The organism is Bacillus sp. V2I10 (assembly GCF_030817055.1).
In the GTDB taxonomy this organism is placed as follows: domain Bacteria; phylum Bacillota; class Bacilli; order Bacillales; family Bacillaceae; genus Bacillus_P.
Map to the genome: position 1 here is coordinate 1451324 of NZ_JAUSYV010000001.1, position 13238 is coordinate 1464561.

Sequence of the window (13238 nt, forward strand, 5' to 3'; positions counted from 1 at the left end):
TATTCATAAGGAGGCAGTACGCGAAATGACAGTAGAATGGATTGCTGAACGCAAGTACGAAGATATTTTATATGAAACGTATAATGGGATTGCCAAGATCTCGATTAATCGTCCCGAGGTACATAATGCATTCCGTCCGAAAACGGTAATGGAATTAATTGATGCTTTTGCTTATGCTAGAGATGACGCAAATGTTGGGGTTATTATTTTAACTGGAACAGGCGGAAAAGCATTCTGTTCAGGCGGCGACCAAAAGGTGCGCGGACATGGCGGATATGTTGGGGAAGACCAAATTCCGCGTTTGAATGTTCTTGATCTGCAGCGTTTAATCCGCGTAATTCCAAAACCGGTTATTGCCATGGTTGCAGGATACGCAATCGGCGGCGGCCACGTGCTTCATATTGTCTGTGATTTAACAATTGCGGCGGACAATGCTGTTTTCGGACAAACAGGTCCAAAAGTAGGCAGCTTTGATGCAGGCTATGGTTCTGGATATCTTGCACGTATTGTAGGACATAAAAAAGCACGCGAAATCTGGTTCCTATGCCGTCAATACAATGCACAGGAAGCGCTTGACATGGGTCTTGTCAATACGGTTGTGCCTTTAGAAAAGCTTGAAGAAGAAACGGTTCAATGGTGCGAGGAGATCTTGGAAAAAAGCCCGACTGCCATTCGTTTCCTTAAAGCTGCATTTAATGCCGACACAGACGGCCTAGCAGGCATTCAGCAATTTGCAGGAGACGCAACTCTTCTGTACTATACAACGGATGAAGCAAAAGAAGGAAGAGATGCATTTAAAGAAAAACGCAGCCCTGACTTCAAGCAGTTCCCAAGATTCCCTTAAATAACATGCAGCAGCTTGATGATTTCATCAAGCTGCTTTCTTATATCAGAATTTACTTTTGCGTCTATGTCTAGCTCAAGCGCCTAGATCCTCGGTCAGAACGGATCCTTATCTGCCTGTCGGATCTGAGACCCAAGACTATTGCGCTTTTCTAATATAAAAGGCGGTGAACAGAAATGAATAAAATGCCTAATTGGTTAAAACAGCGTGCCTATTTAACTCCTGACCGAATTGCCATGATGACAGAGGAGAGAACAGTAACGTTTCGCGAGCTGCATAAGCTGACAGAACGAATGGTATTTACTTATCATCAGCATGGGGTCAGAAAAGGACAGCACGCTGCAATCCTTATGAAAAACAGTATAGAAATGGCTGCTGCTATTCATGCGCTCACATACATTGGAGCAACGGCCGTTCTGTTAAATACAAGATTGACTGCCTCAGAGCTTGAATGGCAATTAAGGGATTCAGAAGCATCATTCCTCATTTGTGATGAAGCTCTTAATCAAGAATGGGAAACCCCAAGCTGGACAACGATTGGAACCGAAGAACTTGTAACAGCAGGAACAGCTCATGTTCAATATGAACATTATTTTCATTTAGATCAGACTGCAACCATTATGTATACATCAGGAACAACCGGTAAACCAAAGGGTGTTCTTCAATCATATGGCAATCATTATTGGAGCGCTGCCGGCTCATCTTTAAATCTTGGCCTTCATCATGATGACAGGTGGCTGTGTGCCGTTCCGCTATTCCATATAAGCGGGCTATCCATTTTAATGAGAGGCGTAATCTATGGAATGACCGTTATTCTCCATGATTCCTTTCACCCATCAAGAGCAAACCGCGCCATCATCGAGAACGGAGCAACTATCGTCTCAGTTGTTCAGACTATGCTATCTCAAATGATAGAAAACCTTGAAGACAGCGAATATCCTGAGACCTTCAGATGTATGCTGTTAGGCGGCGGTCCGGCACCTATGTCGCTATTGAAAGAATGTGAAATGAAAAAAATTCCGGTTTATCAAACATACGGAATGACAGAGACCTCCTCGCAAATTGTCACATTATCACCAGAGTACAGCCTGACAAAGCTTGGTTCTGCAGGAAAACCGCTTTTTCCCTGCGAGATAAAAATTATGGAGAACGATCTTGCTTGCCCGCCTTTTACAGAGGGAGAAATTCATGTACAGGGACCGAATGTAACGAAAGGATATTGGAAGCGTAAAGCAGAAATTCATAATGGATGGCTTCAAACAGGAGATATGGGATTTTTGGATGAGGAAGGCTTTTTATATGTCCTTGACAGGCGATCAGATCTTATCGTCTCAGGCGGAGAAAATATTTATCCTGCAGAAATAGAAGCTGCCCTTCTTTCTCATCCTTCGGTCATTGAAGCCGGGGTAACCGGAATGTCTGATGCAAAATGGGGTCAGGTTCCGCATGCTTTCATTGCTGCAAATGATGCAGTAAGTGAGGAAGAACTGATTTCCTATTGTTCCGCTATACTTGCAAAATATAAAATACCAAAGCGTATTCACTTTTTAAGTAAGCTTCCGAGAAATGCCTCAAATAAATTAGTGCGCAGAAAGCTCACAGAGGCTCTTGGTGGTCCTCATGATTGATGTGCGGGAAGTGAAACTTCATCACCTTGAAATGAAACTCATTTCACCATTTCAATCCAGTATTGAAACAGTTTATAAGAGAGAGAGCATACTGATTGAAATACAGGATCGAAGCGGACAGATTGGATGGGGAGAAGTCGTTGCTTTCTCTTCACCGTGGTATACCGAAGAAACAATTGGAACGTGTCTTCACATGCTGAAATCGTTCCTGATCCCTGAACTGCTTAAGAAACCATATCAAAATCCGGAGGCATTCATTGACTCTTTTTCTTATATTAGAAGAAATCAAATGGCTAAAGCAGCAATTGAAGGTGCTGTGTGGGATCTTTATGCAAAGGTGCAGGACAAGCCGCTTGCAGCCATTCTAGGCGGAACTAACAATCAAATTGATTCCGGTGTAGTAGTGGGCATGGCTTCAATCGATCACATGCTTGACACAATAGGGAAGCATGTCAGCGATGGATATAAAAGAATAAAGGTGAAAATAAAGCCGGGATTAGATGCTGTCCTGCTTCATGAAATCAGGAGCCGCTTTCCGGATGTACCTTTAATGGCTGATGCCAACTCTGCGTATACGCTTGATGACATCAGTCTTTTAAAGCAGCTTGATGAATACAATCTCTTAATGATTGAACAGCCGCTTGCACACGATGATATTATCGATCATGCCGTTCTTCAGTCCCAATTAGAAACGCCGGTTTGCCTTGGATGAGAGCATCATTACTCTGAACGATGCGAAAAAAGCGATTCAGCTTGGCAGCTGCCGCGTCATCAATATTAAGCCGGGAAGAGTCGGCGGTCTTTTGGAATCTAAGAAAATTCATGATTATTGCTTGCAGCACAGTATTCCAGTTTGGGTAGGAGGAATGCTTGAGACAGGGGTATCACGCGCACATAACATCGCTCTTGCATCACTTCCGAATTTCACGATACCCGGTGATATTTCTGCTTCTGCACGATATTGGGAAGAAGATATCATTTCTCCCCCCGTTACCGTGCATAATGGGAAAATTGATGTTCCTCGAGGGCCAGGGCTCGGATTTGAAGTGAATCGCAGCAAATTAGCAAAATACTGTACACATACCGAACGTTTTTCGAAGTGAAATTGATTTTTCTTTAGGTGAAAATCTGATTTTACCCTTACAAAATCTGATTTTGCGGTTTTGTAAAATTTCACATTCCATGATAAAAATAAAAGGAATGATGCTAGAGACATCATTTCGACAATCAGCCCTCTCTGCTTCAATCTTTGACCAGCTATTTATGTAGCTGGCCTTTTTTTGTCGAGAAAGAATGATTGACAGAAAGATAAAAATGCTTTAAATTGTTGCGTATAGGCAAAATAATTATACTAATCAACAAATCGTGAAACAAGCTAACTTATTAGCACAGAACCTAACTTACTTTCATAAAATGGTTTTTGCGTAGGAAAGTCTTTTTTTTACTTAAAAACTTGCATTAGGGAAACATTTGTTGACGAAGGAAAGAGGAGGATCAAGAATGAAAAAGAGATTACTAATGCTGATTTCAATCCTGGCACTGTCCGCTATTACGACAGCATGCAGCCAGGGCGCGAGCGGGGAAGGCAATGGAAAGATTAAGGTAACTACTACAACTGCGCAAATAGCGGATGTCACACGTAATGTTGCGGGCGGCGCAGTAGAAGTAAAGTCGTTAATGGGGCCCGGTATTGATCCCCACTTATATCAGGCTTCACAAGGAGATATTCAAAAGCTGAATCAGGCAGATATTATTTTTTATAACGGTCTGCACTTAGAAGGCAAGATGGGTGAAATTTTTGAAAAAATGTCGAATGAAAAGCCTACTGTGCCAGTAGCAAGTGCCATTCCCGAAAATAAATTAATTAATGATAAAACGAACGCCAAGATACATGATCCTCATGTATGGTTTGATATCTCTTTATGGATTCATACCGTTGATATAGTAGAAGAAGAGCTCAGCAAGCTTTCACCTGAAAATAAGGATGAATTTGCAGAAAATGCAGCTGCTTACAAGAAAAAGCTTCAAGAAATGGACCAATATGCGAAAGAACAGGTTGGGACCATTCCTGAAGAAAGCAGAGTGCTTGTAACAGCACATGATGCATTTACTTACTTTGGAAACGCCTATGGATTTGAAGTGATGGGTCTTCAAGGATTGAGTACAGATTCTGAATACGGTCTCCGTGATGTGCAAAATTTAGTCGATGTCCTGGCAGACCGTAAGATTAAAGCAGTATTTGTGGAAAGCAGTATATCTGAAAAATCGATTAACGCCGTTGTGGAAGGCTCAAAAAAGAGAGGCCATGAAGTCGTTATTGGCGGACAGCTGTATTCTGATGCCATGGGTGAAGAAGGAACAGAAGAAGGAACCTATTTAGGGATGTTTAAACACAATATCGATACAATTGTTTCATCATTGAAATAATAAGGCAGGTGTTTTTCTATGAATCCAGTAACTGTTGAAAATTTGACAGTAGCCTATCACCGCAAACCAGTTCTGCAAGAGGTGGGGTTTGAAGTTCCTGAAGGAAAATTAATTGGGATTATCGGACCAAATGGAGCTGGGAAATCCACCTTAATTAAAGCTGTTTTAGGATTGATTCCAGTCGCATCCGGAGAAGTTGAAATCTATGGTGATCATTATAAAAAACAGCGTAAACGCGTCGGTTATGTCCCTCAGCGCGGATCAGTGGATTGGGATTTTCCCACGAATGCACTTGATGTTGTTCTGATGGGACGATATGGACATATTGGCTGGCTCAAGCGTCCGGGGAAAAAGGATACAGAATTTGCCCGGGGATGTCTTGAAAAAGTAGGCATGCTTGATTTCGCTGACAGGCAAATCAGCCAGCTTTCAGGCGGACAGCAGCAGCGTGTGTTTTTAGCAAGAGCTCTTGCACAGGATGCAGATGTGTATTTCATGGATGAACCGTTTGTGGGTGTTGATGCGGCAACTGAAAAAGCGATTATATCCCTTCTAAATGAATTAAAAGCAAGGCAAAAGACAGTTTTAGTTGTTCATCATGATCTGCAGACAGTTGAAGAATATTTCGACTGGGTTCTGCTCCTGAATTTAAGGAAGATTGCATTTGGTCCAACAAGTGAAGTCTTTACCATGGATAATCTTCAAAAAACATACGGAGGCAGGCTCACATTTTTACAGGATCAAAGTGTGCTTGTGGATGAAACATAACAGGAGTGAGTGAAGATGATGGATGAACTATTCTATCAATTGCAAAATCAGAATACGCAGTGGGTTTTGCTTGGCACGATGCTGCTTGGACTTGCAAGCGGAGTTCTCGGAAGCTTTGCTCTCCTCAGGAAACAAAGTCTGATTGGAGATGCGATGGCACATGCTGCATTGCCGGGTGTGTGTATGGCATTCCTTCTTTACGGTTCCAAATCATTAATTTGGTTTCTTGTCGGAGCAGCCATTTCAGGGATGATTGCTGCATGGCTTATCCAATTTATCATTCATAATTCCCGAATTAAAGAAGACTCAGCTCTTGGTCTCGTTTTGTCCGTATTCTTTGGATTTGGAATTGTTCTGCTGACTTTCATTCAGCACAACCGCGGGGGAAATCAAAGCGGCCTGAGTGATTTTATTTTCGGAAAAGCAGCTTCAATGGTCGGGCAGGATGTTCAGATCATTACGTGGATTGCAGCCATTTTGCTCCTGCTGACAGCTGTCTTTTTTAAAGAATTTAAGATTCTGACGTTTGATCCTCAATTTGCAAAAGGAATTGGGCTTCCAACTTCCTTTTTAAATGGCCTGCTTATGGTTTTAATTGTTTGTGCAGTCGTTATTGGTCTTCAGACAGTAGGGGTCATTTTAATGGCAGCTATGCTGATCACTCCTGCCATCGCAGCGAGATATTGGACAGATAAACTGGGTCATATGGTGATTATTGCCGGTATTATCGGCGGAATCTCCGGCGTAGCCGGAACGTTCCTGAGCACAACGACAAAAGGAATGGCAACAGGTCCGCTGATTATCGTTGCTGCTACATTGCTCTTTCTAATCTCGTTGATTTTTGCTCCGAAACGCGGCCTTGTTTCAAAAGCGATTAAGCAAATGAAGCTGAGAAAAAGAACATCGATTGAGCAGCTGCTGCTGTCTTTTTACGATTTGACAGAAAGTGCAGGGGGCAAATATTCAGCTGCATCCTTCTCGCTTCACGACATAGTGAAAAAAAGAAAAGTCGCAAACAGTCTGGTCAGCAAATCATTAAATGAGCTTTTGAAAAAACGACTTGTCATGAAAGCAGAAGGGGATAAATGGAGGCTTACAGAAAATGGCCTGCAGCTTTCCTATCAGCTTGCTTTAAATCAGCGCCTTTATGAAATGTATCTTATGCATGAAATGGAGCTTGCCCAGCTTCAAATTACCAGCCGTGATGATGTTGATGTTGAAATGATGTCAGGCGATATGAAGGATCGATTAATGAACCTGTTAAAAGATCATCATAGAGAGCCAATGCTGCTTCCTAAATCGAAGAATAGCCTGAGCAGGAAGGAGTGGCTTTATCAATGAGTTATGATGCATGGATCTTACTTACAGGTTCACTGGTTGGTGTTACCTGTGCCATGATTGGCTGTTTTCTAATCTTAAGAAAAATGGCTATGCTAGCAGATGCGATCAGTCATTCTGTTTTGCTTGGCATCGTGTGTGCTTATTTTGTAAGCAGAAGCTTAGATGGGATCTCGATGTTTATTGGAGCAGCTATTGTCGGATTGCTTACAGCCTTTCTTGTACAAATTTTAAATGCCAAAGGGGTTCAATCAGATGCGGCAATCGGAGTTGTTTTTACATCTCTCTTTGCCATTGGCGTTATCCTGCTTTCTTTATTTGGAGGAAACATTCATTTGGATGTGGATCACGCGCTGATGGGTGAAATAACATTTGTGCCTTGGGATACGATCACGATATCCGGTGTAGATTTGGGTCCAAAAGCAGTATGGATGCTTGGTTCCGTCTTTTTCATCAATCTATTGATCATCATTCTTTTTTATAAGGAATTTAAGATTTCTTCGTTTGACCCGCAGATGGCAGTCGCAATTGGGATACCTGTGCTGCTCATACATTATCTGCAAATGGGGATGCTCTCCATAACTACGGTTGCATCATTTGACAGTGTAGGGGCTATTTTAGTCGTAGCGATGCTTATTGTACCTGCATCAGCTGCTTATCTGCTGACGGATAAATTGCTTCATATGCTGGTCATCAGTTCAATGATCGGGATTTTATCTGCTGTTGCCGGATACTATGCAGCAACTTGGCTGAATGTCTCGATTGCAGGGGCGATGGCAACTGCTACAGGGCTGATCTTTTTCCTTACATTTATCTTTTCACCTAAACATGGGCTAATATCGAAGCTCCTTTCAAGAAGGAAATTTGCTTCGGCCGAATTGAACGAATAAAGATTGTGTAAAGTATGAATAAAAATGATTCTCATTATCAACAATAAAGAAAAAGGACAGCGTGAAGCTGTCCCTTTTTCTTAAAGATCATGAGGTTTAAAGGTTTTGCAGTCTGTTTCCTCGCTGCGGGAAGCAGTATCTCCTTTATGGCTGACTACATAGATGGCATCAGCTGTACACAGATTGCCATTGCCCCAATACTCACAGTTATTGACTTCACACATTACTTCTCTTGGCATTCATCAACACCTCCTTATTTAGGGTTCAACAGTTAGTTTTGCTTAGTAAAGTGTTTTTCATTCGCAGGATTAAAAAAACAAGGTGCAGCTGCACCTTGTTTTTTCATGATTCATTTTGCTTCAAATACCGTTTGTCCTTCATAAACAAGCGCCAGAAGTAAAAGAATCCAGGAAAGAGAATGGAAAATCCAACTATATAAGTAATAAACACAGCATGGAAGGTGTTGGGATGAGTAAAGCCATCCTGGATGGAAACATCAGGGTACAGCATATAAGGCAAGTGTGCCCGCCCGTATGCGTAGCTTGCTAGTAAATATTGAATGGTTACGGCAACAACCGCGATTCTTGGTCTCCCAAGCGTTCTTTTGTCTTTTTGTGATGGTAAGAAAAGAGCTCCGCCCGCAATCATAAACATCGCAACAGATGCAATCAGGAAAGGCAAATATTCCATCATGTTCGTATATAGCCAGTTTGCTTCCGTGCGAAGGGTCAGCATAATCAGAAAACCCATTACGATGGATAACGGTCCTAAGATAAGAGCATCACGGCGGTAAACTTTATAAGCTTCCGGTTCATTGGCCACATTTGAGTAATCAGAAAGCAGCAGCGATGACAGGAAAAGTGTGCTTGTAATCGCGAATCCGCTGAAGGCATAGGCGTTTGGACTTGTAAATAATTGATCGAGCTGAAGCTGATGTGAACCGTTTACTACCTCAATAAACCCGCCATGAGTGATGGGCAGCACCAGCAATAAAATAGCGGGAATAATGAAACCGGAAATCCCGGAAACATAAGTAAGTGCTTTTACATACCCTTTTGAGTAATGGGAGAACACAAGGAATCCGCTTCGAATCGCCAAAAGCAGAAGAATGATGCTTCCTGGAATCAGCAAGACAGTTCCGAGAATAAATGTAGCTCCCGGAAAAAAGCTGAACAGTGCCACGACAATGGCTACAATAAATACATTTGTTACTTCCCAAGTAGGGGATAAATAACGATTGGCGATATTTGTTGCATTCGTCTTTTCTTTATTAATGTAGATCATCGACCAAAAGCCTGCTCCGAAATCCATTGTCGCCATGACAGCATAGATAAAGACAAAGCCCCATACAAGTGTAATGGCAAGCAGTGCATCTGTTGTAATCATTGTAACGCCTCCATATCCGTACATGCCGTTTTAATAAACACTGACGCCATCACCATCACTCGCCGGCTTATCAAGTTCTTTTTCAACTGGATTTCGTTTGAAGTAATAGACAAGAACAAGAATAACAGCAAGCCCTAATATCGCATAAACCAATGTGAAAAGAATAAAAAGTGTTCCAATTTGGCCAGAGGCAGTCACGACATCCTCTGTTTTCAGCAAACGATAAATAACCCACGGCTGTCTTCCCGTGCAGGCGAAAATCCAGCCGAACTCAATAGCTAGCATGGAAAGGATCCCTGAAGGTACAAATAAGACAAGCATCCATTTAGGAAAATGAGGTCGCTTTAATATCTTGAACCATAAGAATCCGATAAGTGACAGAAAAATCAGCAGACTGCCAATTCCAACCATTGCATTAAAGAGCGTATGTACAAACAGCGGCGGCCAATATTCCTCAGGAAAATCATTCAAGCCAATAACCTCGGTTTTAAAGCTGTTGTCAGCTAAAAAGCTCAGAGCCCACGGAATTTCAATGCCCCATTTGACCTCCTCTGTTTCCCGGTCCGTAAAACCCCCAATTGCAAGGGGAGCATATCTTTGAGTTTCAAATAAACCTTCGGCAGCGGCGAGCTTTTCAGGCTGATATTCATGGAGCAATTGCGCTGATTCATGCCCGTTCAATGCTGTTAAAAATGAGAATATTCCCCCCACAACAAGGCCCATCATTAACGCTTTGCGATAAAAGCGGTAAAGGCGGTCGTTTTTTAAATTTCTCAGCATTTTATAAGCAGAAATAGAAGCAATAACAAATGCACCGGTCATAAACGCTGAAACAACAACATGTCCTGCTGTGACAATAAAGCTGGGATTGAAAAAGGCTGCCCATGGATCAACATCAACAATTTCCCCATTTTCAATCCTGAAACCAGCTGGAGTGCCTTCAAATGCATGAACATTTGTAATTAAGATCGCTGAGGCTGCGGCTCCAAACAAGACAAGAGAAACACTGACAATTCTCATTCGCGGCGAAATTCTGTCAGCTGCATAAACATATATGGACATAAATAAGGCTTCCACAAAGAAAGCATAGATTTCTATTTGAAAAGGCAGCGCCATTACACGTCCGATAACCTCCATAAAGCCCGGCCATAACAAAGCAAGCTGAACACCGGCGATCGTCCCGGTAGGAATGGCAACACCAAGGAGCACCGCCTGACCTTTTGTCCATCTTTTCGCCATGACCGCATAATCATGATCCTTTGTTTTTTGAAAAAGAAGCTCTGCAATCAGAATCATGAGAGGAAGACCTACACCAAGTGATGCAAAGATTATATGAAAGCCCATTGTCGTCCCAAACAAGGATCTGGCTAATACGAGATCATCCATCTTTTTTCCGCCTTCTTTCCCAAGGTTGTAATAATCTTCCCTTATTGTCTTCATTATTTCAGGAAATATGCGGTAAAAATGGGACGCATTTATTTCTAAGTTTACTTATAGAATCGAATTCTAAGCCATTCACTTACATTGACAAACAAGGACAAACCATGTAATATATAAAACGTAATAATTACGATTAAGGGAGTGCTTTACAATGAAACAAGGAATCCATCCGGATTATCATAAAGTTGTTTATATGGACACAAACAGCGGGTTTAAATTCTTGAGCGGATCAACAATGAAATCAAACGAAACAACAGAATGGGAAGATGGCAATACCTATCCTCTTATTAAAATAGAAGTAAGCTCAGATACGCATCCATTCTACACAGGCCGTCAAAAATTCGCAGACCGCGATGGACGAGCAGAGCGCTTTAAGAAAAAATACAATATGTAATCCATCAAAGGGGCCTGGGAACAAATTGTTCCCGGGCATCTTTTTTATGACTGCAAAACTTGATACTCTTACATATAGAGGAGGCTTGAACATGAAAAGAATACCTGTATACACCATCAGCGGTTTTTTAGGCAGCGGAAAAACGACAGTTTTAGGCAAGATGGCCGATGAGTTTAAAAAGAGAGGAAAACAAGTCGGCATTATTTTAAATGAACTTGGCGATGAAAATGTTGAAAAGCATTTATTTGAGGATCTAAATGTTCATGAACTATTAAATGGATGCATTTGCTGTACCATTCAGGATGACCTCGTAACTACACTCAAAGGTTTTTTAGAAGGCGAAGAAGTGGATGTGCTTTTAATTGAGGGGACGGGAGTAGCCAATCCATTAGAGATAAAAGATATCCTGCTGTCTAGAGAACTGATTGAGGAATTTAAACTTATGTCAATGATCGGAATTGTTGATACAAGCCACTATCTTGATTATCAAAGCATGTTTGCAAGCTCTAAGGAAATCCGATCTCTTTTAAAAGAACAAATTATTTCATCAGATTTTATCATTCTTAATAAAATAGACATTGTTAATGAAAAAGAACAAAAAAAAGTGAGACATAAAATTGAAAAAGTGATCTCTCCCGGTGTTGAAGTACTAGCAGCCTCATACGGTGATGTTCCATTTGAAAAGCTTGCTGAGCAAAGGCAAAGTCTTGTAAACCTGACAGATGAAGCAGGGCATCATCACCATCATCATTCTATAGGAACCGTAAAAATAACAGCCCTTCCAGCTGTTCGGCTGAAAAAGCTTGAAACATGGCTGAAAGGAATAAATGGACTGATCCGTGCAAAAGGCTATCTGCTCATTGAGGGAGAAAGTGATCCGCGGGAAATGCAGTTTGCTGCAAAAAAAGCCGTTCTTTCCGATACTAAAATAGATACAGAGAACACGGTCTTGATTTTGATCGGACAGAATTTGAATGCTGAAGAGATCAGAACGTCATTTAATCAGTCTTTTCAGTAAAATATCCATATAAAAACTACCGGCCAAACTAGGCCGGTAGTTCCTTTTACTTCGATAATGCTGTCCTAAGTGTTTCCAAATTTCGTTCCATTAAACTGAAGTAGTCCTCATTGTTTTTGGCATCTTCTTCAGAGATTGACTCAAGATTAGACAGGGTCAGGCTCTCCGCTCCAATTTCTGTCTTTACGATATCTGCGATTTTGCTGTTTACGTTGTTTTCAAAAATAATATAGTTTAAATTATGTTCTATTGCTGTTTCGATAATGGATTGAAGCTGCTTTTGTGATGGCTCCTGAGTTGGCGATAACCCGAGAACGCTGATTTGTTGAATGCCGTAGCGCTCCTCCCAGTAGCCGTATGCGGCATGTGAAACCAAAATTTCTTTTTTGTCTGCAGCATCAATTGTTTCTTTATAATCGGCATCCAATTTTTCTAAATCTGATTTTAGTGTTTTAAAATTCTTTTCAAACTTATCTTTAGATTCTGGCTGAAGCTCAATTAATCCATTTTTAATGTTTTCAGCCATTTGAATGGAGAGGGCAGGATCCAGCCAAATATGCGGATCCTTATCTCCGTGATCATGAGCATCACCATCAGCGTGCTCATCATGGCTTTCCTCATCCGCATGCTCAGCATGATCTTCTTCATCAGCGTGCTCATCATGGCTTTCCTCATCTGCATGCTCCTCATGATTTTCTTCATCATGTGAAGCTTCAGCAAGCTCAATGCCATCACCTGCTTTAATGATTTTTACTTTTTCAGACTTTAGGGTTTCGGTTGCTTTTTCAGCGAAGCCTTCTAGACCAACGCCTGAATAAATAAATGCGTCTCCCTCTGACATAGCTACCATATCTTTTGTAGATGGTTCAAATGTATGAGCATCTGCATTTGCAGGATAAATGCTTTCCACTTCAACAGCATCGCCGCCAATTTTCTTTGTAAAGTCCTGAACAGGGAAGATGGTTGTATAAACCTTCAGCTTGTCTTCACCGTTAATCTTTGTATTTTGATCATTTTCTGCACACCCTGCAAGTGCCGTTCCAAGCATTAGCGCAAGTGCCATTGTCAGTCCTGTTTTTTTCATCATTTACTCCTTATATATGTG

General features: G+C 41.5%; 12 protein-coding genes and 1 pseudogene. 9 read left to right on the forward strand and 4 right to left on the reverse strand.

The genetic code is table 11. The annotated features are described in order from the left end of the window. The first annotated feature begins 25 nt into the window (after positions 1-25). The 7 genes and pseudogenes from menB (at position 26) to QFZ72_RS07325 (ending at position 7895) form a co-directional block, all read left to right on the forward strand. The gene (gene menB, locus QFZ72_RS07295; RefSeq protein ID WP_223437506.1) at positions 26-844 is read left to right on the forward strand and encodes a 1,4-dihydroxy-2-naphthoyl-CoA synthase; all 819 of its coding nucleotides are present in this window, start codon (positions 26-28) and stop codon (positions 842-844) included. Between the two features lie 176 nt (positions 845-1020). Continuing rightward, positions 1021-2472 (forward strand): o-succinylbenzoate--CoA ligase, encoded by a 1452-nt coding sequence (locus QFZ72_RS07300; RefSeq protein WP_307431288.1) that lies wholly within the window; start codon positions 1021-1023, stop codon positions 2470-2472. Further along, positions 2465-3575, forward strand: a pseudogene (gene menC / locus QFZ72_RS07305) (o-succinylbenzoate synthase). Before QFZ72_RS07300 ends, menC begins: the two are co-directional and overlap by 8 nt. Before the next feature lie 397 nt (positions 3576-3972). Next, positions 3973-4899, forward strand: a complete 927-nt coding sequence (locus QFZ72_RS07310) for a metal ABC transporter solute-binding protein, Zn/Mn family (RefSeq protein ID WP_307431291.1) — start codon at positions 3973-3975, stop codon at positions 4897-4899. A gap of 18 nt (positions 4900-4917) precedes the next feature. Beyond that, positions 4918-5667, forward strand: a complete 750-nt coding sequence (locus tag QFZ72_RS07315; RefSeq protein ID WP_252201980.1) for a metal ABC transporter ATP-binding protein — start codon at positions 4918-4920, stop codon at positions 5665-5667. Between the two features lie 15 nt (positions 5668-5682). Beyond that, complete coding sequence (locus QFZ72_RS07320) at positions 5683-7008, forward strand: metal ABC transporter permease (RefSeq protein ID WP_307431295.1); 1326 nt, start codon at positions 5683-5685, stop codon at positions 7006-7008. Continuing rightward, complete coding sequence (locus QFZ72_RS07325; protein WP_307431297.1) at positions 7005-7895, forward strand: metal ABC transporter permease; 891 nt, start codon at positions 7005-7007, stop codon at positions 7893-7895. The genes QFZ72_RS07320 and QFZ72_RS07325 overlap by 4 nt, the downstream gene beginning before the upstream one ends. An 80-nt stretch (positions 7896-7975) precedes the next feature. On the opposite strand, the gene QFZ72_RS07330 is transcribed toward QFZ72_RS07325, so the two are convergent. The 3 genes from QFZ72_RS07330 to QFZ72_RS07340 form a co-directional block, all read right to left on the reverse strand. After that, a complete protein-coding gene (locus QFZ72_RS07330; RefSeq protein ID WP_307431300.1) occupies positions 7976-8134 on the reverse strand; it encodes a DUF1540 domain-containing protein in 159 nt (52 codons plus the stop codon). 103 nt (positions 8135-8237) lie between these two features. Beyond that, positions 8238-9281 carry a cytochrome d ubiquinol oxidase subunit II gene (locus QFZ72_RS07335; RefSeq protein ID WP_307431303.1) on the reverse strand — a complete coding sequence of 348 codons (1044 nt, stop codon included), beginning with the start codon at positions 9279-9281 and terminating at the stop codon, positions 8238-8240. Between the two features lie 30 nt (positions 9282-9311). Continuing rightward, positions 9312-10667, reverse strand: coding sequence for a cytochrome ubiquinol oxidase subunit I (locus QFZ72_RS07340; protein WP_307431306.1), 1356 nt, complete (start codon positions 10665-10667; stop codon positions 9312-9314). 205 nt (positions 10668-10872) lie between these two features. Between QFZ72_RS07340 and QFZ72_RS07345 the strand changes: the two genes are divergently transcribed. Together QFZ72_RS07345 and QFZ72_RS07350 are read left to right on the forward strand one after the other, a co-directional pair. Further along, entirely contained in the window at positions 10873-11115 is a 243-nt protein-coding gene (locus QFZ72_RS07345; protein WP_101565756.1) for a type B 50S ribosomal protein L31, read from the forward strand. A 91-nt stretch (positions 11116-11206) separates the two neighbouring features. Next, positions 11207-12133 (forward strand): CobW family GTP-binding protein, encoded by a 927-nt coding sequence (locus QFZ72_RS07350; RefSeq protein WP_307431311.1) that lies wholly within the window; start codon positions 11207-11209, stop codon positions 12131-12133. Between the two features lie 46 nt (positions 12134-12179). Here QFZ72_RS07350 and QFZ72_RS07355 read toward each other — a convergent pair whose 3' ends face one another. Continuing rightward, the gene (locus QFZ72_RS07355) at positions 12180-13217 is read right to left on the reverse strand and encodes a metal ABC transporter substrate-binding protein (RefSeq protein ID WP_307431316.1); all 1038 of its coding nucleotides are present in this window, start codon (positions 13215-13217) and stop codon (positions 12180-12182) included. Positions 13218-13238 lie beyond the last annotated feature (21 nt).

Excerpts from the sequence above, each read along its gene's own strand:
- menB (WP_223437506.1), top strand. The coding sequence starts at position 26 with ATGACAGTAGAATGGATTGCTGAACGCAAGTACGAAGATATTTTATAT.
- QFZ72_RS07300 (WP_307431288.1), top strand. The coding sequence starts at position 1,021 with ATGAATAAAATGCCTAATTGGTTAAAACAGCGTGCCTATTTAACTCCT.
- QFZ72_RS07310 (WP_307431291.1), top strand. The coding sequence starts at position 3,973 with ATGAAAAAGAGATTACTAATGCTGATTTCAATCCTGGCACTGTCCGCT.
- QFZ72_RS07315 (WP_252201980.1), top strand. The coding sequence starts at position 4,918 with ATGAATCCAGTAACTGTTGAAAATTTGACAGTAGCCTATCACCGCAAA.
- QFZ72_RS07320 (WP_307431295.1), top strand. The coding sequence starts at position 5,683 with ATGATGGATGAACTATTCTATCAATTGCAAAATCAGAATACGCAGTGG.
- QFZ72_RS07325 (WP_307431297.1), top strand. The coding sequence starts at position 7,005 with ATGAGTTATGATGCATGGATCTTACTTACAGGTTCACTGGTTGGTGTT.
- QFZ72_RS07330 (WP_307431300.1), bottom strand. The coding sequence starts at position 8,134 with ATGCCAAGAGAAGTAATGTGTGAAGTCAATAACTGTGAGTATTGGGGC.
- QFZ72_RS07335 (WP_307431303.1), bottom strand. The coding sequence starts at position 9,281 with ATGATTACAACAGATGCACTGCTTGCCATTACACTTGTATGGGGCTTT.
- QFZ72_RS07340 (WP_307431306.1), bottom strand. The coding sequence starts at position 10,667 with ATGGATGATCTCGTATTAGCCAGATCCTTGTTTGGGACGACAATGGGC.
- QFZ72_RS07345 (WP_101565756.1), top strand. The coding sequence starts at position 10,873 with ATGAAACAAGGAATCCATCCGGATTATCATAAAGTTGTTTATATGGAC.
- QFZ72_RS07350 (WP_307431311.1), top strand. The coding sequence starts at position 11,207 with ATGAAAAGAATACCTGTATACACCATCAGCGGTTTTTTAGGCAGCGGA.
- QFZ72_RS07355 (WP_307431316.1), bottom strand. The coding sequence starts at position 13,217 with ATGAAAAAAACAGGACTGACAATGGCACTTGCGCTAATGCTTGGAACG.